This is a genomic window from Pedobacter lithocola (assembly GCF_042650845.1).
Taxonomy (GTDB): Bacteria; Bacteroidota; Bacteroidia; order Sphingobacteriales; family Sphingobacteriaceae; genus Pedobacter; species Pedobacter lithocola.
Genome location: NZ_JBHSBW010000007.1, coordinates 1323410 through 1344343, shown reverse-complemented (window position 1 = coordinate 1344343; position 20934 = coordinate 1323410). Strand labels below are relative to the sequence as shown.

The following is a 20934-nucleotide window of genomic DNA, read 5'->3' as shown; positions in this document are numbered from 1 at the left end:
CTTTCAGCCTTTTACTAGCTGTTCATCGAAATTAAAAACTCTTCATTGCTTTTAGTGCCTTTGATTTGTGCTTGTACAAATTCCATAGCTTCCTGGCTGTTCATATCTGCAAGGTGGTTACGTAAAATCCAAACACGTTGTAGTGTATCTCTATCTAAAAGTAAATCATCGCGACGTGTACTCGAGGCCGTAATATCAATAGCAGGGAAAATACGTTTGTTAGATAATTTACGATCTAATTGTAACTCCATGTTACCAGTACCTTTAAATTCTTCAAAGATAACTTCATCCATTTTAGAACCTGTATCGGTTAAAGCTGTAGCCAATATGGTTAAAGAACCTCCATTTTCTATGTTACGAGCAGCTCCAAAGAAACGCTTTGGTTTGTGTAATGCATTAGCATCAACACCACCCGATAATATTTTACCTGATGCTGGAGCAGTTGTATTGTACGCCCTTGCTAAACGTGTAATCGAATCTAAAAGAATAACTACATCATGTCCGCTTTCTACCAAACGTTTAGATTTTTCTAAAACAATATTGGCAATTTTTACATGGCGTTCTGCCGGTTCATCAAAAGTTGATGCAATAACCTCAGCTCTTACACTTCTTGCCATATCCGTAACCTCTTCAGGTCGTTCATCAATTAAAAGGATAATTAAATAAACTTCTGGGTGATTTTTAGCAATAGCGTTAGCAACTTCTTTAAGCAAATTGGTTTTACCTGTTTTTGGTTGTGCAACAATTAAACCACGCTGACCTTTACCAATTGGCGTAAACAAATCCATAATACGGGTAGAGTAATTGTTGTTATCCGTAAATAAATTTAGTTTTTCAGTTGGGAAAAGTGGTGTTAGGTAGTCAAATGGAACACGATCGCGAACTTCAGCTGGTACTCTGCCATTAATCGTTTCTACGCGAACAAGCGGAAAATATTTTTCACCTTCTTTTGGTGGACGAATGCTACCTTTTACGGTATCGCCGGTTTTTAAACCGAAAAGTTTTATTTGTGATTGTGATACGTAAATATCATCAGGAGAGGTTAAATAATTGTAATCGGCCGAGCGAAGGAAACCATAGCCATCGGGCATAATTTCTAAAACACCTTCGTTTGTAATTACGTTATCAAAATCTAAATTAGAATAACTGTTTTCATTTTTATGATGATTGCCACCGCCGGGTTGCTTTGGCTGGCGATTATCATCACGTTGTGGTTTGTCTTTTTGCTCTTGTCGTTGCTTTGGTGCGGCAACTATTGGTTCAGCACTTTCTTCAAGCAAAGCAGATATTGGTTTGCTGCTGCCTTCTTCCGATTCTACAATCATATCTGGTTGCGTTTCAGTTTGCTGTTGGTGTTGCGGTTCATCAAAAAGTGTTACAGATTCTTTTCTTCTCTCTATTGGAGCGGCTAATTCATCTTTTGATAAACGAGCTCTTTTCTTTGCAGGCTTTTCAGCAGTAACAGTTTCAGTCGCTTGAGCATTAACTTTAGGCGCTTTTTCTGCTTTCAATGCTTTCGCTTTTGGTGTTGGTACTACTTTAACTTCAGTTGCTTCTGCTTCATTGTAAGGATCGGCGCCAGATTTAGCAGCATTTATAATTTCTTGCTGATGTAATAGCACTTCAACAAGATCAATTTTTCTTAGAGAATCGGCAGCTTCAATGCCATAAGTTTTTGCAAGCTCACGTAATTCTGATGTGAGCTTATCATTTAATTCTGTTTTACTGAACATTCTAAATATATATGTTTCAAGAAATTTTTAAATTTTTTATAACAGATGTTTCCTGTTATAAATTTGCAAAGGCTATATATCTTAAGTGAAAGCCTAGCTTTTTGTACATAAATTCTAACGGTTATAAAACTAAACTGAGTTTGATTTTTAATACTCAAAATGTATTATAAATGTTTAAATGCTGAATAAAAACGATTAATCGCTTTCAAAAAAATGGTAACAAAAAACAAGTCTTGATAGATTTTTCTGGGATATTCAGATAAACGGTTGAGAAATTATGATGCAATTGTATGTATTTGAAACGTAAACTGCAAACAAAAGTTTAAAATGTTTATAAAAATATTTAATCAGTTCTCAATTTTATCACTCATAAAACTTAAAAAACCTCATATTTGCAGCAAATAAGGCATTATATGACTAAGCAACAACTTTTCGAGCAGATACAAAAAAAGCGTTCTTTTTTATGTGTTGGGTTAGATTCTACATTGGATAAAATCCCAAAACACCTTCTAAAGTACGAAAATCCAATTTTAGAATTTAATAAACAAATTATTGATGCAACGAAAGATTTATGTGTGGCTTATAAACCAAATACTGCTTTTTACGAATGTTATGGAAAAAAGGGTTGGGAAACTTTAATTGAAACCTGGAAATATATTCCTGAAGATATTTTTAGTATTGCTGATGCTAAACGTGGTGACATTGGGAATACCTCATCGATGTATGCTGAAACTTTTTTTAATCAGCAATCATCAGAAATGAGTTTTGATTCGGTTACGGTTGCACCTTATATGGGTAGCGACTCTGTTACGCCGTTTTTACGTTTTGCAAATAAATGGGTGATTCTACTGGCTTTAACTTCCAATGCTGGTCATGCCGATTTCCAACTGCAAGAAATAGGAGGCGAAAAGCTATTCGAAAAGGTATTAAAAACCTCACAACAATGGGCAACTGATGAACAAATGATGTATGTTGTTGGTGCTACTCGTGGTGCTGCTTTTGCCGATGTACGTAAGTTAGCACCCAATCATTTTCTTTTAGTACCTGGTGTTGGTGCCCAAGGAGGCGATTTGCATGAAGTTTGTAAATATGGCTTGAATGCTCAATGTGGTTTATTAATAAATTCATCCCGTGGTATTATTTACGCAGGCAATGGCGAAGATTTCGCAGAAAAGGCAAGAGAAGAGGCTTTGAAACTGCAACGTGAAATGGAGCAGATACTGGTATCTTATAAGTTAACCACAGATAGACAGGATAAACACTGATTTTAAGAATTTAGTAGCACATATAAGTTATGATTTATCAAGATGAGATTACTGAGAAAATAATTGGTGCAGCATATAAAGTGTCAAATACTCTTGGTTGTGGCTTTTTAGAGAAGGTTTACGAAAATGCTCTCTATATAGAAATAAAAAAAACTGGATTATCAGTAACTAAACAACATGCACTTCAAGTCTTTTATGATGACGAAGTTGTAGGAGATTATTTTGTCGATTTATATGTGCAAAATGAAATTATTGTTGAATTAAAAACAGTTTCTATGCTTACTGAAATTCATCAGGCTCAACTAATGAACTATCTCATTGCTTGTAATAAGAGATGTGGTTTGATATTAAATTTTGGTAAGCCCAGAATTGAAATTAAAAGAATGATTAATGGATATTAAAATAAAAAATTATCCAAAGTATCACAACTACTATTAATCAGTATTGATCTATTCTCATTTTGTTTAAATAAATTCACGATTTATCAAAACCAAAATAGATTGAAATTAATGTATCATTATTATTCTAATCTTAAAGTTCTCCTGATCGTTTACAGTATCTAAATATCAGTGTTTATCTGTGTCCATCTGTGGTTAAATACCTACTCCAATTATGAAACCCAAAATAGATTTAAAACTTATCCTTGCCCTAACCGGCGTCGCCTTAATTTGGGGAACAACCTATTTAGGCATTCGTATCGCGGTAGATAGTATTCCTGCCTGGTACGTAACTGCTATCAGACAAAGCATTGCGTCATTAATTATTTTAATAATTTTAATAAAACAAAAAGAATTAAAATGGATTGGCTGGTCGAACTTTAAGAGACAAATTTTGCTCTCTATTTTAATGGTGATAATAGCAAATGGAATGACAACCGTGGCAGAAAAAACAATTCCGAGTGGTTTAACATCGTTGATTAATGCTACATCGCCATTATTGGTGTTTTTAGGCTGTGTATTTCTCGGTATTCAGAAAGCAAGTTTGAAAGGTTTTATTGGTGTATTTATTGGTTTTTTAGGTATTGTATTTATTTTTAGAGATGGTATTAATGATTTACTGGAGCCGGATTATCGAAATGGAATATTATCATTGGTAATTGCTGTTTCCGGGTGGACAATCGGAACCATTTACTCTAAAAAACACAGCGGGAAGCCTCAATATATATATCTAAATCTTTTCTATCAATTTGTTTTCTCAGCATTAGTTCAATTTGGCTTAGCTATTATTTTCTCTGGCAAAGCCGATGTAAGTTCTTGGAAAACAGAAAGTATTTTTGCTGCGGTATACTTGGCTGTTTTTGGTTCGGTATTAGGATATTTCTGCTATCATTATGCGCTTAAAAAAGTTTCCGCATCTGAAGTTTCCATTTTGACTTACTTCAATACTATTATTGCTATATTTTTAGGTTGGTTAATTTTGAATGAAAAAGTTGGGATAGATTTAATAGTTGCAACGGTTTTAATTATTGCAGGTGTATTTATCACTAATTACAAAAAGAAAGCTGATGCAGTTGGCAAAATATCGTAGGTCAGGCTAATTTAACTCTAAATTTTGATTCAAAACTTTTGGGAATAATTTATTATCTTCATGGATGGATTTTCCAGAAGATTTTTTGCACTATGTTTGGCAGTTCAAGTCGTTTGATAGCAATAAGTTAAAAACCGCTGATGGAGAGGAATTGAAAATTATTCATCAGGGATTTTTAAATAAGAATGCTGGTCCCGATTTTAATAATGCAAAAATTCAAATTGGTGAAACGGTTTGGGCGGGTAATGTAGAAATTCACTTAAAATCATCAGATTGGTTAAAGCACAATCATCAAAATGATGCAGGCTATGAAAATGTAATTTTGCATATCGTTTACGAAAATGATGCTGTTATTAATAGAATTGACGGTTCTATTTTGCCTGTTTTAGAGCTTAAAAATCGTATTGCAAAAGATTTAATTCAAAAATACGAGCACTTATTTTTAACACTTACTGATTTTCCTTGTGTTGCGCAAATACAATATGTTGATAAAATCATCATTGATTCTTTTTTATCAAGAACATTAATTGAAAGATTTGAACAAAAAACAGCTATTGTATTGGATTGCCTGAACGAATTGAAAGGTAATTGGGATGAAACATTCTATTGGTTTTTGGCTCGAAATTTTGGTTTTAAGGTTAATGCTTTACCTTTTGAGCTTTTTGCGAAGGCCATTCCACAGCAAATTTATGGCAAGCACAAAGATAATCCACTACAAATTGAAGCCCTCGTTTTCGGCTCGGCAGGGTTTTTAAAAGACAGCTTTGAAGACGAATATCCAGTAATGTTGCAAAAGGAATTTCAATTTCTACAAAAGAAATATAGCATAAAACCATTGGAGGTTTCTATATGGAAGTTTATGCGTATGCGTCCACAAAACTTCCCAACCATACGTTTGGCTCAGTTTGCAGCTTTAATTGTAAAATCAAATCATTTGTTTTCTAGTATTCTAGAGGTAAAAGATATTACCGAATTGCGCAAGTTATTTGATGATTTACCTGTAAATCCTTATTGGAAAACACATTATCATTTTAAAAAGAAAACTGCAGATGTAGGTATCCAAATCGGTAAAACCTCGGTTGATAATATTTTATTGAATACGATAGCGTTGTTTTTGTTTGCTTATGGAAAACATACCGGAACCCAATATTATATTAACAGGGCAATAAAATTATTAGAAAGTTTGCCAGCAGAAGAAAATGGAATTACATCGAAGTTTACGCAAGCTGGCGTAAAAATGGATAATGCATTTGCATCGCAAGCCATTTTGCAACTTAAAAATCATTATTGTGATGTTAAAAAATGTTTATCTTGCGGTATAGGAATTAAAATTTTAAGGCAAGTGTAATTGCTTAAACTTTTATCAAACTTTCTATAATTAAATAAGTTTTACCAATATGGAATTCCCACACGAACTTAAAGAGCTTTACCCAGATAAAATTATTGAAGTTAGAGGTAACGCTGATGCCTTAACTGTGATTTTGATTGATGGTGTTGATGTAGAATTGTTTAAGAAAGACTTGAAAAAGAAATATTCAGGATTAGAAGACCCGCAAATACTTTTTATTAAGCATGAGAATAAACAGGATTTTGAAAAATTAATTCTTGAATAATAAATTTCAAGAGAAATTAAGATTATTTAAATCAAATTTTATTTATAAATTAGTTTAGAATTAGGTATTTAATTAATTTCATCAGCATAAATAAGCTTAAATATGTTTCAAAAAATTATAACTTATTTCGAGCAACAGAGTTTTGGTGTTTCTACGTATTTAGCCAATAAACTAAATATGAGTACATCAAAAGTTCGTCTATTTTTTATTTATTCTTCTTTCTTAGCAGTAGGTTTTCCTATACTTTTTTATTTCTTAGCAGCCGTTGTGTTAGATATTAGAACATATATGAAGAAAATGCGTTTGAGAATTTGGGAGTAATACAATTGCAATTATGTAATTTACAGGTGCAAACCAAAAACTGAAAATTTTTAACTGATTAATCTTCTCTTAAAATTTCTGCAATTTCATTAAAACCTTTCTCCGCGGCTAAATCTGCAGGCAGTTTTCCACCTTCCATTCTTAAACCTACTTCAGCACCACGTTCTAAAAGCAAAATTATAAGTTCTATGTTGCCAAGTTGTGCTGATGTATGTAAGGGTGCTAAACCAGCTTTCTGACAAACATTTGGATATGCGCCATTATCGAGCAACATTTTTGTAATGCTTATATTATTTGCCGCAACAGCTGAGTGTATAGGAAAAACATTAAATCCATTTTTTGAAGCGAGGTTCACATCAGCACCTTTCACAATCAGAAACCTTGCAATATCTTCATGGTTGAAATAGCATGCCAAACCTAAAGGTGTAAATCCATCATCCGAAAACTCATTTATTAGTTTGGGATTTTGGAAGATAAGCATTGTTGCAGCATCGAATTTACCTGCAGCACAAGCTTCAAATATGGTTAGCTGGTCTATAAACTCCGCTATTAAATTTGCAATTTCAGGTTTTTTGTAATAGCAGGCCAATAACAATGGAGATATCCGGTGCGAGGTATCAGTATTGGCGAGGCTCGGATTTTGAATTAAAATCTCCTTTACAGCATTTAAATTTCCAGCTTCTATTTCTTTTTCAAGGTTTATAATATCCATTGTTTTAATCTATTACAAATAATCTTTTCAAATTAATAAAAATAAATAGCGTGAAGAAATAAGTGATTGAAATTTTGTATTGTGAAGTTTAATTTAGCACCCAGATTTTTAAATAATTAATATTAAAAATAAAAATCCCGTTTCACCTCTCCAGGTAAAACGGGATAAACCTAAAACAAAATCCGTTTCATTTGACAAAACGCGACAACTTGTGTGTTGTTAATTTAATAGACCAGATTTACTGATTAAGGTTTAACAGGTTGTAAGAAAAATTATTTATTATTATTTTTCTCGGCAGGGGAGAATCAATAAAATTGTTTACAATCGTAACAATTTTGTCTAAGTTTGCTTTTTATATTATTACTAGAAAATGGCGGTAAAGGGAAACCAATTCAAATCCAATACATTCAGAGAAAGAGGTGCAGAAAACACATCTGGGAGGTCTTCGTCTATTCGCCAACCAAAGGAGAAGAGAGAATATCTACCAAATTTTGATTTGCAGGATGGAAGAGCTATAAAAATACTGGGTTTATTTTTTGTTATACTTTCACTATATTTTTTAATTGCTTTTACATCGTACTTGTTTACTTGGCAGGATGATCAAAGTTATGTTATAGATGCAAACGGTGGTTGGGGGAATTTATTTAAAACAGCCGAAGAGTTAAAAGATTCGGGTGTAAATATTCCAGTTGTGCAAAACTGGTTGGGTAAATTTGGTGCTTTATTATCGCATCAATTTATATACGAATGGTTCGGTATCGCATCATTTCTTTTTGTATTAGCGTTTTTTATTATTGGATATCGTTTACTGTTTAAAGTTAGAATTTTATCAATTTCTAAAACTCTTGGTTATAGCTTTTTCTTTTTACTATTTATATCCTTAACACTTGGTTTTGCACATAGTTTTTGGGCAGAATCGCCACATTACTTAGAAGGCGAATTTGGTTATTGGAGCAATAAGTTGTTGAGCGCTCAAATTGGTGCTGCGGGTGTAGCAGGATTAATTGCCTTTGCTGGCTTAACCATTTTAATCATCGCCTATAATATCGATTTTAAGTTTCCGGAACGTAAAGAGAAAGAAGTTTATTTAGATAATGAAACGCCAGATTTTGTTAACGAAGTAAGAGAGAAATTTGCACAAAGCAAAGCTAGTGAGGTAGATAATGAACCTATTGAATTTCCGATAAGAGATAAGGCACCTATAAATAATGAACGGAGGCAACAAAATGTTGTTTTACAGCCTAATCGTTATGAAGAACAAGAAGTAGAAACAACCGTACCGCCTGTAGTTTTATCGCCTTTAGCAACAAATTTACCATTGGCAACTGCAGCTGCTTCGAGTTTGCCATTGGTTGTAGAGCCAACCATTCAAGATGAGGAAGAGGTTAGAGAACCTAGTTTTACCATTCAAAAAACGGAGGAAGATAAAAAATCGGAAGATTTGGTTGAACAGTTTGGTAATTATGATGAAAAATTAGATTTAGCTGGCTATAAATACCCGACAATAGATTTATTAGAAAATTATGGCACCAATAAAATTTCGGTTAATGCAGAGGAATTGGAAGCCAATAAAAATAAAATCGTAGAAACGCTTAACCATTACAACATCGAAATTGATAAGATTAAGGCAACGATTGGTCCGACAGTTACGCTTTACGAAATTATTCCTGCCCCCGGAGTTAGAATTTCAAAAATTAAAAACCTGGAAGATGATATTGCACTTTCATTAGCTGCTTTAGGGATTCGTATTATAGCACCAATGCCAGGCAAAGGAACAATTGGTATTGAAGTACCAAACCAACATCCGGAAATGGTGCCGATGCGTAGCATTTTAAATACCGAAAAGTGGACTCAAAACACCATGGATTTGCCAATCGCTTTAGGTAAAACCATTAGTAATGAGGTATTTATAGCAGATTTAGCTAAAATGCCACACTTATTGGTGGCTGGGGCTACAGGTCAGGGTAAATCTGTAGGTATTAATGCAATTCTAGTTTCATTGTTATTTAAGAAACATCCGGCACAATTAAAATTTGTATTGGTCGACCCGAAAAAAGTAGAATTAACCCTATTTAATAGAATTGAACGCCACTTTTTAGCCAAATTACCTGGTGAAGCTGATGCAATTATTACCGATACAAAAAAGGTAGTAAACACATTAAACTCACTTTGTATCGAAATGGATCAGCGTTACGATCTATTAAAAGATGCTCAAGTAAGAAACTTAAAAGAGTACAACGATAAATTTATTAAACGCAAGCTTAATCCGAATAATGGACATAGATTTTTGCCCTTCATCGTTTTAGTGGTAGATGAGTTTGCCGACTTAATGATGACTGCAGGTAAAGAGGTTGAAGCGCCAATAGCCCGTTTGGCACAGTTGGCCCGTGCAATCGGTATTCATTTGGTTTTAGCAACTCAGCGTCCTTCGGTAAATATTATTACAGGTACTATTAAAGCCAATTTCCCAGCTAGGTTAGCTTTTAGGGTTTTATCTAAAATAGACTCAAGAACGATTTTAGATAGCGGTGGTGCAGACCAGCTAATTGGTAGAGGAGATATGCTTTTATCAACAGGAAGCGACTTAATCAGGCTACAGTGTGCTTTTGTTGATACACCTGAAGTGGATAGAATTTCTGAGTATATTGGTAATCAACGCGGTTATTCTGATGCTTATCAACTCCCTGAATATGTTGATGAAGCAGGTGAAGGAAGCAAAGCAGATTTCGACCCAAATGAACGGGATAAGTTTTTTGAAGATGCTGCAAGACTGATAGTTCTGCACCAGCAAGGATCTACGTCGTTGATACAGCGTAAACTAAAACTTGGATATAATAGGGCAGGGCGAATTATAGATCAATTAGAGGCAGCCGGCATTGTGGGTCCGTTTGAAGGAAGCAAGGCCCGCGAGGTTTTATATCCTGATGAATATTCTTTGGAACAGTTCTTGAATAGTATGAACAGCAAAGATTAGAACTATCAATTTGCTAATCAAATGTTTCAAAAGAAAATTTAAAAGATACAAGATGAAGAAATTAATTTCAGCATTAATGGTTGTAGCAGCATTTGCAACTTCAACTTATGCTCAAACTGATGCGAAAGCTAAAGCAATTTTAGCTGATGTAAGTAAGAAATACAAAACGTATAATATTGTAAAAACTGACTTTACTTTCACTTTAGATAACCCTAAAGCTAAGGTAAAAGAAACTCAACAAGGTACATTGTACGTTAAAGCCAACTCTAATAAATACAAAGTTGCAATGACGAACCAAGAGTTGTTTAGTGATGGTAAAAGCCAGTGGACTTATCTTAAAAAAGATAAAGAAGTACAGGTAAGTAATGTAGATAACAGTGGCGACGCTATAAACCCAGCTAAAATTTTTACCGTGTACGAAAAAGGTTTTAAATACATTTACACAGGTGAAGAAAAAGTTGGTTCAAAAACTTACCAAATGATTGACTTGACGCCAACGGACGCAAAGAAATCAATTTTTAAAGTTCGCTTAAGTATCGATAAAGCTGCAAAACAAATTGCAAACGTGGTTTTATTTGATAAAAATGGAAACAAATACACATATAACGTAAAAACTTTTGTACCGAATGTTAAAGTTCCTGAAACTACATTTGCCTTTGATGCTAAAAAATATCCAGGTGTTGAAGTTGTTGATTTAAGATAATTTTCCATCCATTTTAATAGATAATATTTAAAAGGTTCAGCTGGTAACAGTTGAACCTTTTTGTTTTAATCATTAATTTTCGTAGAATATTTAAAATAGGTAGAAGATGCAATTTCTGTTTTTATAAATTGGTAAATAAATCAATTCTATTTATGAATGCTCCTCATATTTCTCTAAGTTTGTTCTAATGTCGTTGCCACTCACCAATCACACTTTAGAGAAACTTGAGCAATTGCTTTTTGCAATGGGTTTCAAGGTTCGTTACGAGAAGGGGAATTTCAAAACAGGCTCTTGCTTATTAGAGCATAGTAAAGTTATCGTAGTAAATAAATTTTCTAATTTGGAAGGCAAAATAACTGCTTTGGTAAATTTGGTAAAGCAAACATCTACCGATGAAAATTTACTGGATGATAAACAAAGGCAATTTTTTCAATCTTTACAGCAAACAGAATTATTTTAATGCAGTTACGAATCGTAAATTATAGGTTTAGAAAGGAAAAATTTTTAGGATGAAGGTTACTTTTTTAGGTACAGGCACATCTCAAGGCGTTCCTGTAATTTCTTGTAATTGTGAAGTTTGCCTATCTACAGATTTTAGGAACAATAGATTAAGAACATCAATTTTAATTGAAACCGATGATAAAACAATTGTAGTAGATAGCGGACCAGATTTTAGATACCAACTTTTAAGAGCAAAAGTTAAAGATTTAGATGCAGTTCTATTTACACATGAACATAAAGATCATATTGCTGGCCTGGATGATATCCGTCCATTTAATTATTTGCTACACAAGGTTATCGATGTTTATGCTACAGAACGCGTCCAAACCGCTTTAAAACGCGAATTTTATTATATTTTTGCTGATACGAAATACCATGGTTTGCCACAAATAAACTTGCATGAGGTAATTAATGGTGTGGACTTTAAAATAGGTAACAGCACCATTATCCCCTTTGAAGTGATGCACCACTTACTTCCAATAACCGGATATCGAATAGGTGATTTTACATACATAACCGACGCAAAAACCATTTCTGAGAGTAGCTTCGAGAAAATAAAAGGGACAAAAATATTGGTTATTAATGCTTTGCAAATAGAGCCGCACATTTCGCACTTCACTTTAAATGAAGCGATTGAATTTTCAGAAAAGGTAGGCGCACAAACCACTTACCTAACGCATATTAGTCACAATTTGGGCTTGCACAACGAAGTTGAGCAATCTCTGCCTTCAAGTATAAGGCTTGCTTACGATGGTTTGAAAATAGATTTATAGAACGCTATTTCTAAAACCTAAAATTAAATTATATTTGCAATATATACTCAGGTGGCGAAATTGGTAGACGCACCAGCTTGAGGGGCTGGCGCCTGTATGGGTGTGGGAGTTCGAATCTCCTCTTGAGTACTTTTATTATATAAAAACCCTTGTAAATCAAATGCTTAAAGGGGTTTTCTTTTACTTACATACTTATTTACATACAGATTAGCTACAGATTAGCTTTGTTTCTGTACCTTCCGTAATTGGTTTATGTGATCGCTTATTGCAGATGGAGGATTTCTTAATTGTTCAGAGACCCAAAAGAACGATTGGAGAAACTCATTAGTTAGTACTGCCCATTCGTCAATTTTTTTTTCTTTGACGATGTAGTTTAGATACATCTGATTATCATCAGTGTTTAAATAGAGAATTCCGTGAGTGAGAATGTTTCTGTCCGCTATAAAATTAAAAAATGTACTTGTGTAAAGTTTTCTCTTGTCATAGTCATCGAAATAAGGTATAGAATGCAGACGCTTATCTTTTTTAATTACAGGACTTAACATATCCCTTAAGCCACTGAAATCTGTCCTTAATATCTCACCTCTATTATTCTCTCCAATAAATCTGTAGTAATTACCTAGTACTTCTCTTAAAGATTGATTTAAATTTTCTGCGCATGCTACGCATTGAAATTTTAAGCTAGAATAATTAACAAATTTTTGAATCATTTCTGTGCTTAATGAAGGATTGTAACCTTCCAAGCTTAGCATGTGTTTCTTATTTTCATATTCATCCTCAGTCAACGTTTGAGATGAATAAAGATTAATGTGTTGGGGGAGTATTATCCCGGTTACATTGTCCCTCAGATGTATAGGAACCCTTTTAGTATAGGTTGCGATTATGCCTGGAAGCTCCTTAGGGTTTAATCTAACATAAGGATAATAAGCAAAGTTAGTTTCTCTTTGAAAATCAAATTTTGGATCATCTACTATTTGCATTTCACTCTTGAATTCATTCATTTATCAATTCCCTTTTTCCTTAACTGTCGTAAAATATTGAATGTACAAAAGTTTTAAATAAAAACCCCTTACTGTCATGTAAGTGGATAGAACAAAATGTTTAAACCCATCTCGCCAATTTTAGTAATTATGTTAATTGTTTAACAATTAATAAGTTAAAAGTTTGGTAATATTTGGTAAGATAGGATTAATGGGATAAGGTTTGTCCAAGAAGGGTCAAATGAAATGTTTTTTCCATGTTATTGAAAAGAGGCAAAACTACTCTCATTCATATTTGCCAAGTTTTTGTGTTCTAAATTCTTAACATAACGTTTACCTCCTTTTCCGAAATACTAGATTTTTATATTAATCCCTTGCTCTTTAAGTCATCAACAATTGTCCCCAGTATCTTTAAAAAGGCACTTAAGCGTTCAAAGTAATCCTCTGAGAGGGTACAACAAAAAACTTCAGTAGTGTGAAAACTACCGAAGTTTTTTTATTAATCTATTTAAACTCTTTATTGATATTTATTATGAAGCTTGCCGCTAAGGATAAATTTTATTTTGTTCCTTTTATCGGATCGCCATAAATCACATCATTTTTATCTGGTTGTTTCTTTGATTTAGGATCAACAGGTGGCGGCGGAGGTGCGATTTGAATGTCTAACACTTGTTTACCTTCTTTAGTATAATTACTTTTAATATCCACCACTTGTTTAGTTCCTTTTGGTTCAACAGGCGGTGGTGGTGGAGCAATATGAATGCCTTTTACTTTTTTTGTTAATGGTATTTCAGTTGCAGGCGGCGGTGGGGCAAGTTTTACCCCTTTTACTTTTTTAGTAGTTGGTGGCGCAGGTGGTGGTGGAGGTGGCGCCAATTTTACACCTTTAACTCTTTTTGAACTAACCGTCGGTTCTTGAATAATGATAACTTCTACAGCTTTTTGTCTTTTAGCAGTATCTTGAATGGAAACAATTTTTGATGTATTCTTTTTAGGATACAAGTCGATGGTTCCGTAATCTTTTGTAAAAGCCATGGTTGAGGCGCATAGCATCCCGCCAACGATAGGTAGAGCCAATAACAATTTGAGCCTTGCCCATTTTGCTGATTTTTTTTGATTTAACATATTTATTCTGTTTTTTAATATGGATGAATTAAATATTTGATTCGTTAATTGTGTTCCTCGATTGCCACATGAGTTTTGTATCAGGAAAACTGCATACTCATATTTCTCTATTCCGTGGTTTGTTGTTTCCTCATCAGCTAGGTATTCATGCACAAGCTTAATGTCACTTTTTAATAAATGAGCAATTGGGTTGAACCAACAAACGCATTTATCGATTTCAAAAAACACTACATCAAAACTATGTCTTTGCCTAATATGAGCCATTTCATGGTGTATAATAGTATTTGTTTGTGGTAGTCCTGGGTCTATAAAGAGTAGATTGAAAAAAGAAAATGCTGTACTGGTATTTTCTAATGGTATAATGGTAATTCCCTGCTCAGTTTTTGTACTTGGTTTTTTTATTAATCGAATAATATGTCTAAATCCCCACAGCATCTTTGCGAAAAATATCATTGCAATAAAAAGATATGCCAACATTAAAAAATTTGCTATGCTAAAAATTGACCTATCAACCATAACTTCATTATAGATGGTTGTTTCTTGGGGCAAAACTTCTTTTGATAAAAACCCCAGTTGAAGTAATGGAATAGAAAATGCCATTACAGTACTTAATACTAGATAGCTTCTGTTAAGCGTGTAAAAAGTTTCTTTTTGTAAGAATAACCTGTAAAACCCATAAAAAAATACGAGGTACAGATTGGCTTCGAGTAAATAATATAGCCAGGTCATCATTTATTATTTTTAAGTTTTTCTGCCAATCGAATAATTTCATTCAATTCTTCATTGCTCATGCTTTTTTCTTCTACTAGAAAAGAAACCAGGCTTTCATACGAATTTTCAAAGTAATTATTCATTACCTTATCTAATGCAAATCGTTTATAATCAGCTTCTTTTACAATAGGGAAGTAGATGTATGTATTTCCAATTGCTTTATGGTCAACAAAACCTTTACCTTCTAGCACTCTTATTACCGTAGATACCGTATTATATGCTGGTTTTGGTTCATTCATTTTTTCTATCACATCTTTTACCAATGCTTCTTGCATTTCCCATAAAATAAGCATGATTTGCTCTTCTGCTTTTGTAAGTTCTTTCATCATTGTAACTATTTTTATAGTTTCGTTATACGAATGTACTACTATATTTATAGTTTGCAAACTATTTATGTAGTTTAATTCTTAAAATGCTGATAATGAGTTATATTGATTTTGACAATGAAAAATAATAAGCAAAAAAAAACCTATCTGAAAGGATAGGCTTTTAAAAAATGAATAGTTCGTCGATTAGTTTTTCATAATCATTTTATCTTTTAATGATTGTTGTAAGCCTGTTTGCTTGTCGACATTTTTTACAACTTGTAAAACAGCATCCGCGGCGTTGCTGTAAAATTGTTGGGTAATGGTTTGATATTCATCAGTTGCCTTATGGTAATCTTTATGGTCTTCTACACCAAAGTATAAAAAAGGAATATTTTTGGCGTTAAAGGCGCCTTGGTCGCTTTGGTTTGTCCAATCATCGTGGCCAAGTTTAGGGTCGTCGTGACCTAAAATAACTTTGATGTCTTTTCTATTGGTATCTACATATTTCTTTAAAGCTGGGTATTTAAATGTGCCACAAACGTACAATTCGCCTTTATCACTATGGCTAATCATATCCATATTTAAATTAACTGCAATGGTATTAATAGGCACTGGCGGATTGGCTACAAATGCCTTTGCGCCTTGTAAACCCATTTCCTCAGCATCAAAAGAGGCAAAAATAATGGTGTTGTTTGGTTTATTTTTAGCGAAGTAGGCTGCAATTTTTAATAAACCAGCCGTGCCAGATGCATTATCATCTGCACCATTAAAAACTTCGTCTTTAACCACACCCAAATGGTCGTAATGGGCAGAAACTACAATTACATTCGTGCCTTTACCTGGTATGTAACCAATAACATTTGTTCCATCAACTTTAGTGCCTCCTCTTGCATTAAATGTAAATTCTTGTGCGTAATTAACGTTTTGCGGGTAAGATTTTAAGCCTAATTTTTGAAACCTATCAATGATGTATGCCCGAGCCATTTCTGCACCTTTGGTACCTGTTTTTCGGCCTTGGTAAGCATCAGAAGAAAGCGTTTCTACATCTTTTAAAAGTTGGGTATCGAGTTTTCCTGAATTGGATGTGCTTTGGTTTTTTACTGATGAACAGCAGCTTAGCATCATAGCTAAGGGAAGAATATAAAGGATTTTCATGTTTATGTTTAATTGATTACCAAAGCAATTTTAATAGGTCTGGGTAAAGTTTAAATTTTTCATCTGCAGACAATAGTGTAGCATCATTATGAATTGCTGTAGCAATAAGTAGTCTGTCGAATGGGTCTCGATGATCATTTAACAAGGGAATGTTTCCATAGTTAAATATCGCAGGATTTTCCAAAGGGATAAATGTAAATCCATCTTTTAGAGCCTGGGTAAAAATATCTTCAACTGTAATGTCAAAATGTGTTAGCTTACCTAGTGCTTGTTTAATTGCAATTTCAAAGAGACTTATCTGGCTAAAATAAATTGTGTTTTCGATATTTTGTATGGTTTCCATCACCAATCTTGGTATTTTTGGATTATTTTCCTGAAACCAAATGAGGCAATGTGTATCTAAGAGATAATGATTTGATGTCATTACATATATTCCTTAAAATCATCTAAAGGTTCGTCGAAATCATCAGATATTGAAATTTTACCTTTAAATGCACCAGGAGTTCTTTTTAAGATGTTATCAGGTTTATCCTCAGTTAAAAACGTTACGATAACATCCGTTTTAGACAGGACTGGAGCCTTTTCATTTAAAATAATTTTTCCTTTTTCGTAATATCCTTTAACGGTGGCTAACATAATCCTGACTGCTTAAAACAAATATACTACTTTCAATATGTTATTCAAACCTGGGTTATGGTGCAATATTACGTCATTTTAGATAACGGCTATATGTTGTGATTGTTTCAATCAGCAAAACTACTTTCAATAATGCGAATTTAGCTTTGTTCATTAAGGTTTTATCATTTTGCTTAAGCCGCTACCTCTCTTAAATCTACCGCTACAACTCTCGAAACGCCTTGTTCTACCATGGTTACGCCATAAATAATATCTGTACTAGCGATGGTTCGTTTATTGTGAGATACAATGATGAATTGCGATTGGTCGGAAAATTTGCGAATGATGTTGTTGAATTTGTCAATGTTGGTATCATCTAAAGGTGCATCAACCTCATCGAAAATACAGAAAGGAGCCGGTTTTAATAGGTATAGTGAAAATAGGAGTGCGGTTGCGGTTAGTGTCTTCTCACCACCTGATAATTGATTGATGGACAAAGGTCTTTTGCCTTTTGGACGAGCGATGATATCAATATCGGCCTCCAGCGGATTTTGAATATCGGACAAAATCAAATCACAACTATCTTCCTCATTAAAAAGGGAGCGGAAAACCACGATAAAATGTTTGCGAGCTTGGGTAAAGGCCTGCATAAATTTTTCTTTCGCGGTATCATCAATTTCTTTTATGGTTTGTAAAAGGTCGGTTTTGGCTGCGTTTAAATCTTTTTTCTGGTTTTGAATAAAAACATAACGCTCTTCCATTTCCTTAAAAGCCTCCATAGCCATTGAATTAATGGCGCCAAATTCATCAAGCTGGCGTTTCATTTTTTCAACTTTCTGGCGAATTTCGAATTCACTTTCCTTCGCTTCAACTTCAGTTTCTGTTTCTAACAAGTCGTTGATATCAATATTAAATTCTACAGCTAAACGCTCTTTTAAAGAATTTAAATCTATTTTTAAGGTGTTCTTTTTGTCTTTTATTTCGTTTAGTAAAAAATCAGATTCTTCACGGTTTTTGCGGATTTGAGTTAGGTTTGTTTCTAGCTCATTGATGTTGCCTTTACTGTCGAAATATGCCTTTTCCGCCTCTGCAAGTCCTTTTTCCATTTCCTCTCGCTGTTGATACATTTCTAAAAGCGTATCATCACTCAAATCGGTATGTTGTAATGTGGCCGTAATTTGAGTTAAGGTTTCCTGCAATTCTTTATCATTCTGAGTAATTCGCTTATTAAGTGCCTCCTCTTGCACAAAGCGATAATCTAAATCTTTTTCTAAACCAGCCAATTTATTTTGTTGCTGGTGGAAACGAATATTATCTTGATTGTACTTACCTGCTTTATCATTAACTTGGTCTGCAAGTTCCTGGTAATTTAATTGTTGTTCTTGTAAATTTAAATGGTCTTGCTGTTGCTTTTTCTGCAACTCTACCAATGCCGGCAACTTTTCTGAAAGCGATTTTTCTATAGAAACAATTTTTTGTGCAATATCGGTTTTACGATTTTCACTTGTCGTAATAAATTCCTGGTATTGGTCGCGACGTGTTTGAACGGAAATTTGCTCATTGCTTAACCGATTTAATTCCTGCTGAAAGGTATTTATTTGATTAAGCTTTGATGATTCTTTCAGGTTTAAAATATTATTCGTTTCAGCGTTTATGGTTGCGTTATATTGATTTATCAGCGATTCTGATTGTTTAATTTCTTTAGCTAAATTTTCTAAATTTTTAGCACGACCAATTCTTTTGCCTTCAAATAAACCTACTGAACCGCCTGATAAAGTAAATTTTGTTTGGGCATATTTCCCATTTTTAGCCAGGATGGTTAAACTTTCTGTTGGTGTTTCTTTGAAAATATTTTCCTGTTCAGCAATGGCGATGTAAACGTTTTGCAAAAGTAGATTACACAGATGCTGGTATTTTTTATCAACCTCAGTAACTGATAATGCTGAAACTAAGCCTTCGTGATTCCCAATTGCAACATTTTTATCAGGAACATTTTCTAAAATAAAGAAATTTGCCCGCCCGCGACTAGCATCTGTTAAAAGGTTAATGGCTTGAACGGCATCGGCATATTTATCAACCACATAATGGTTCATTACAGGCTCCAGGTAATTTTCAATTGCAATGCGATAATCTTCATCACAAAATAAAATATCCGATAGGAGTAGGGTATTTCTAGCAAAGGCATTGTTTTTTTTAAGGAAACGGATAGATTCTGGGAAACCCTCTAAACTATCAACAAGCGATTTTGTAAGATTATATTCGTTTTGCCTGGCATCTTTTTTTCGATTTTCTGCAGTAAGTTTTTCTTTGTTCGAACTTAAATTTAACTCAGCTTCTGCAAGCTTTTCCTTTATAACTTCTTCAGCATCCTTAAGTTGCTTAATGTTAATTTGTTTTTCAGAAATCTGGATATCAAGTTCGGCCAAAGCATGTTCGAAAGCCTTTAATTCCAATGTTTTAGTTTCAGTATCATCAACATTTCTATTGGTTTCCTGTACCAAAGCATCTTTTTGGATGTTCAAAATGTCGATTTCTTTTTGAGATTGATAAACTTGATTTTGCAAATCGTTAACGGATTTAAGCAAATTATCCGTTCTGTTTTTTTCGGTTTGCTGTTGTTCTCTTAGCGTATCAAGGGTTGATTTCAGGTTTTTTAAATCAAATTCCAGCTTATTAAAAACCTCGGTTTCAGTTAATACCTCTTCATTTAATCGCTTAATATTGTATTTAATATGGTTAACCTGATTTTTATCTTTTTCGAGTTCTCCAGATAAACGCGTTTCTTTTTCCTGTAGAAAACGCATCTGCTCATTCTTAACTTTTTTCTCGCTTTCGTAAGCTCGAATTTTTGAAACGAGTTCGTTCGTTGCTTTTTGCTGTAAAGAAAGGTTTTTTTCTTGATTGATGCTTTCTAATTTGAGCTTTTGTAATTCAGCTTCTTGCGTATCAATTTTATTGCTTAATTCGGTTCTTCTATTTTGCTGATTCTGTTCCTGATTTTCAAGAGCCTGTAAATCGGTACGAAAAAAGGCAATTCTGTGTGTTGCCAACTGAACGCTCAATTCGCGATACTGCTCTTTTAATTTATAATAACGTTCGGCTTTTCGGGCCTGATTTTCAAGTTTTTTTAGATTCTTTTCAATTTCGAAAAGTAAATCTTCCACACGTTCTAAATCGGCCTCCGTATCTTTTAACTTATTGAATGTTTGCTTTTTACGTAGCTTATATTTAGAAATTCCTGACGCCTCCTCAAACAAAGAACGTCGACTATGTTCTTTATTGGTAATGATTTCATCAACCATTTTTAGCTCGATAATAGAGTAGCTATCCGAGCCGATTCCGGTATCCAAAAACAAATCAGTGATGTCTTTTAACCGGCATTGAACATCATTTAACCGGTATTCGCTGTCTCCATTTCTATATAATTTCCGGGTAACCGTTACTTGAGAATAAGCCGTTGGAAGAATATTTTTGGTGTTATCAAAACTCAAAGAAACCTCTGCTAACTGAGCCTGTTTACGATTTTTTGTTCCGTTGAAGATGATGTTCTCCATCTTTTCTGAACGTAAAGCTTTAGTGCTTTGTTCACCTAAAACCCAACGCATCGCATCGATTACATTAGACTTCCCACAACCATTCGGACCAACAATAGCGGTAACTCCTTCATTAAAATTGATGGTCACTTTGTCGCCAAAGCTTTTAAATCCTTTAATTTCTAATCGAGTAAGTTGCATGGTTTTTAACGGGCGAACCGAAACCAATAATAAGGATAATTTTGGGGTTTTTCAAACCCAAGTTTCGAGTTTAACCGCAAAGGTGGCAAAGCTTTTCGAAGGGAAAAGAAAGGAGTTTTAGCCA

General features: G+C 33.8%; 19 protein-coding genes and 1 tRNA gene. 11 read left to right on the top strand and 9 right to left on the bottom strand.

Translation table 11 applies throughout. The features are described 5' to 3' along the window. Nucleotides 1–14: 14 nt before the first annotated feature. Entirely contained in the window at nucleotides 15–1733 is a 1719-nt protein-coding gene (gene rho / locus ACFOWA_RS08110; RefSeq protein WP_378983792.1) for a transcription termination factor Rho, read from the bottom strand. A gap of 413 nt (nucleotides 1734–2146) precedes the next feature. Between rho and pyrF the strand changes: the two genes are divergently transcribed. From pyrF to ACFOWA_RS08080, 6 genes are all read left to right on the top strand, one after another. Continuing rightward, a complete protein-coding gene (gene pyrF / locus ACFOWA_RS08105) occupies nucleotides 2147–2998 on the top strand; it encodes an orotidine-5'-phosphate decarboxylase (RefSeq protein ID WP_378983790.1) in 852 nt (283 codons plus the stop codon). Nucleotides 2999–3027: 29 nt separating this feature from the next. Continuing rightward, on the top strand, nucleotides 3028–3399 hold the full coding sequence (locus ACFOWA_RS08100; protein ID WP_378983787.1) for a GxxExxY protein: 372 nt from the start codon (nucleotides 3028–3030) through the stop codon (nucleotides 3397–3399). A 211-nt stretch (nucleotides 3400–3610) separates the two neighbouring features. Next, nucleotides 3611–4525: a DMT family transporter gene (locus ACFOWA_RS08095; RefSeq protein ID WP_378983785.1), complete on the top strand. Its 915-nt coding sequence runs from the start codon at nucleotides 3611–3613 to the stop codon at nucleotides 4523–4525. Nucleotides 4526–4589: 64 nt separating this feature from the next. Next, nucleotides 4590–5873, top strand: coding sequence for a DUF2851 family protein (locus tag ACFOWA_RS08090; protein WP_378983782.1), 1284 nt, complete (start codon nucleotides 4590–4592; stop codon nucleotides 5871–5873). A gap of 49 nt (nucleotides 5874–5922) precedes the next feature. Further along, nucleotides 5923–6138, top strand: coding sequence for a hypothetical protein (locus ACFOWA_RS08085; RefSeq protein ID WP_378983780.1), 216 nt, complete (start codon nucleotides 5923–5925; stop codon nucleotides 6136–6138). A 102-nt stretch (nucleotides 6139–6240) separates the two neighbouring features. Further along, nucleotides 6241–6459, top strand: a complete 219-nt coding sequence (locus ACFOWA_RS08080) for a PspC family transcriptional regulator (protein ID WP_378983778.1) — start codon at nucleotides 6241–6243, stop codon at nucleotides 6457–6459. Nucleotides 6460–6517: 58 nt separating this feature from the next. Here the strand turns inward: ACFOWA_RS08080 and ACFOWA_RS08075 are convergent, their stop codons facing one another. Continuing rightward, nucleotides 6518–7171, bottom strand: a complete 654-nt coding sequence (locus ACFOWA_RS08075; RefSeq protein WP_378983776.1) for an ankyrin repeat domain-containing protein — start codon at nucleotides 7169–7171, stop codon at nucleotides 6518–6520. A 370-nt stretch (nucleotides 7172–7541) separates the two neighbouring features. Here ACFOWA_RS08075 and ACFOWA_RS08070 point away from each other — a divergent pair, with 370 nt between their 5' ends. From ACFOWA_RS08070 to ACFOWA_RS08050, 5 genes are all read left to right on the top strand, one after another. Further along, the gene (locus ACFOWA_RS08070; RefSeq protein WP_378983773.1) at nucleotides 7542–10145 is read left to right on the top strand and encodes an FtsK/SpoIIIE family DNA translocase; all 2604 of its coding nucleotides are present in this window, start codon (nucleotides 7542–7544) and stop codon (nucleotides 10143–10145) included. Nucleotides 10146–10197: 52 nt separating this feature from the next. Next, a complete protein-coding gene (locus ACFOWA_RS08065; RefSeq protein WP_123204113.1) occupies nucleotides 10198–10848 on the top strand; it encodes a LolA family protein in 651 nt (216 codons plus the stop codon). Nucleotides 10849–11035: 187 nt separating this feature from the next. After that, nucleotides 11036–11308, top strand: a complete 273-nt coding sequence (locus tag ACFOWA_RS08060) for a hypothetical protein (protein ID WP_378983770.1) — start codon at nucleotides 11036–11038, stop codon at nucleotides 11306–11308. A 49-nt stretch (nucleotides 11309–11357) separates the two neighbouring features. After that, nucleotides 11358–12122 carry an MBL fold metallo-hydrolase gene (locus ACFOWA_RS08055; protein WP_378983767.1) on the top strand — a complete coding sequence of 255 codons (765 nt, stop codon included), beginning with the start codon at nucleotides 11358–11360 and terminating at the stop codon, nucleotides 12120–12122. 45 nt (nucleotides 12123–12167) lie between these two features. Beyond that, nucleotides 12168–12251 (top strand) — tRNA-Leu (locus ACFOWA_RS08050). An 89-nt stretch (nucleotides 12252–12340) separates the two neighbouring features. Here ACFOWA_RS08050 and ACFOWA_RS08045 read toward each other — a convergent pair. From ACFOWA_RS08045 to smc, 7 genes are all read right to left on the bottom strand, one after another. Next, complete coding sequence (locus ACFOWA_RS08045; protein WP_378983765.1) at nucleotides 12341–13123, bottom strand: hypothetical protein; 783 nt, start codon at nucleotides 13121–13123, stop codon at nucleotides 12341–12343. A gap of 537 nt (nucleotides 13124–13660) precedes the next feature. Then, complete coding sequence (locus ACFOWA_RS08040) at nucleotides 13661–14959, bottom strand: M56 family metallopeptidase (RefSeq protein ID WP_378983762.1); 1299 nt, start codon at nucleotides 14957–14959, stop codon at nucleotides 13661–13663. After that, nucleotides 14956–15327 carry a BlaI/MecI/CopY family transcriptional regulator gene (locus ACFOWA_RS08035; protein ID WP_378983760.1) on the bottom strand — a complete coding sequence of 124 codons (372 nt, stop codon included), beginning with the start codon at nucleotides 15325–15327 and terminating at the stop codon, nucleotides 14956–14958. The genes ACFOWA_RS08040 and ACFOWA_RS08035 overlap by 4 nt, the downstream gene beginning before the upstream one ends. Nucleotides 15328–15510: 183 nt before the next feature. After that, on the bottom strand, nucleotides 15511–16461 hold the full coding sequence (locus tag ACFOWA_RS08030; protein ID WP_378983758.1) for a M28 family peptidase: 951 nt from the start codon (nucleotides 16459–16461) through the stop codon (nucleotides 15511–15513). A 16-nt stretch (nucleotides 16462–16477) separates the two neighbouring features. Further along, entirely contained in the window at nucleotides 16478–16885 is a 408-nt protein-coding gene (locus ACFOWA_RS08025) for a type II toxin-antitoxin system VapC family toxin (RefSeq protein ID WP_378983756.1), read from the bottom strand. Then, nucleotides 16885–17097: a DUF2281 domain-containing protein gene (locus ACFOWA_RS08020; RefSeq protein ID WP_378983753.1), complete on the bottom strand. Its 213-nt coding sequence runs from the start codon at nucleotides 17095–17097 to the stop codon at nucleotides 16885–16887. Before ACFOWA_RS08020 ends, ACFOWA_RS08025 begins: the two co-directional genes overlap by 1 nt. A gap of 173 nt (nucleotides 17098–17270) precedes the next feature. After that, nucleotides 17271–20810 carry a chromosome segregation protein SMC gene (gene smc / locus ACFOWA_RS08015; protein ID WP_378983750.1) on the bottom strand — a complete coding sequence of 1180 codons (3540 nt, stop codon included), beginning with the start codon at nucleotides 20808–20810 and terminating at the stop codon, nucleotides 17271–17273. Nucleotides 20811–20934 lie beyond the last annotated feature (124 nt).

Coding starts and splice junctions, on each gene's coding strand:
- ACFOWA_RS08090 (WP_378983782.1), top strand. CDS start 4,590: ATGGATTTTCCAGAAGATTTTTTGCACTATGTTTGGCAGTTCAAGTCG.
- ACFOWA_RS08020 (WP_378983753.1), bottom strand. CDS start 17,097: ATGTTAGCCACCGTTAAAGGATATTACGAAAAAGGAAAAATTATTTTA.
- smc (WP_378983750.1), bottom strand. CDS start 20,810: ATGCAACTTACTCGATTAGAAATTAAAGGATTTAAAAGCTTTGGCGAC.
- ACFOWA_RS08045 (WP_378983765.1), bottom strand. CDS start 13,123: ATGAATGAATTCAAGAGTGAAATGCAAATAGTAGATGATCCAAAATTT.
- ACFOWA_RS08030 (WP_378983758.1), bottom strand. CDS start 16,461: ATGAAAATCCTTTATATTCTTCCCTTAGCTATGATGCTAAGCTGCTGT.
- pyrF (WP_378983790.1), top strand. CDS start 2,147: ATGACTAAGCAACAACTTTTCGAGCAGATACAAAAAAAGCGTTCTTTT.
- ACFOWA_RS08080 (WP_378983778.1), top strand. CDS start 6,241: ATGTTTCAAAAAATTATAACTTATTTCGAGCAACAGAGTTTTGGTGTT.
- ACFOWA_RS08060 (WP_378983770.1), top strand. CDS start 11,036: ATGTCGTTGCCACTCACCAATCACACTTTAGAGAAACTTGAGCAATTG.
- ACFOWA_RS08075 (WP_378983776.1), bottom strand. CDS start 7,171: ATGGATATTATAAACCTTGAAAAAGAAATAGAAGCTGGAAATTTAAAT.
- ACFOWA_RS08035 (WP_378983760.1), bottom strand. CDS start 15,327: ATGATGAAAGAACTTACAAAAGCAGAAGAGCAAATCATGCTTATTTTA.
- ACFOWA_RS08100 (WP_378983787.1), top strand. CDS start 3,028: ATGATTTATCAAGATGAGATTACTGAGAAAATAATTGGTGCAGCATAT.
- ACFOWA_RS08065 (WP_123204113.1), top strand. CDS start 10,198: ATGAAGAAATTAATTTCAGCATTAATGGTTGTAGCAGCATTTGCAACT.
- ACFOWA_RS08085 (WP_378983780.1), top strand. CDS start 5,923: ATGGAATTCCCACACGAACTTAAAGAGCTTTACCCAGATAAAATTATT.
- ACFOWA_RS08040 (WP_378983762.1), bottom strand. CDS start 14,959: ATGATGACCTGGCTATATTATTTACTCGAAGCCAATCTGTACCTCGTA.
- ACFOWA_RS08025 (WP_378983756.1), bottom strand. CDS start 16,885: ATGACATCAAATCATTATCTCTTAGATACACATTGCCTCATTTGGTTT.
- rho (WP_378983792.1), bottom strand. CDS start 1,733: ATGTTCAGTAAAACAGAATTAAATGATAAGCTCACATCAGAATTACGT.
- ACFOWA_RS08095 (WP_378983785.1), top strand. CDS start 3,611: ATGAAACCCAAAATAGATTTAAAACTTATCCTTGCCCTAACCGGCGTC.
- ACFOWA_RS08070 (WP_378983773.1), top strand. CDS start 7,542: ATGGCGGTAAAGGGAAACCAATTCAAATCCAATACATTCAGAGAAAGA.
- ACFOWA_RS08055 (WP_378983767.1), top strand. CDS start 11,358: ATGAAGGTTACTTTTTTAGGTACAGGCACATCTCAAGGCGTTCCTGTA.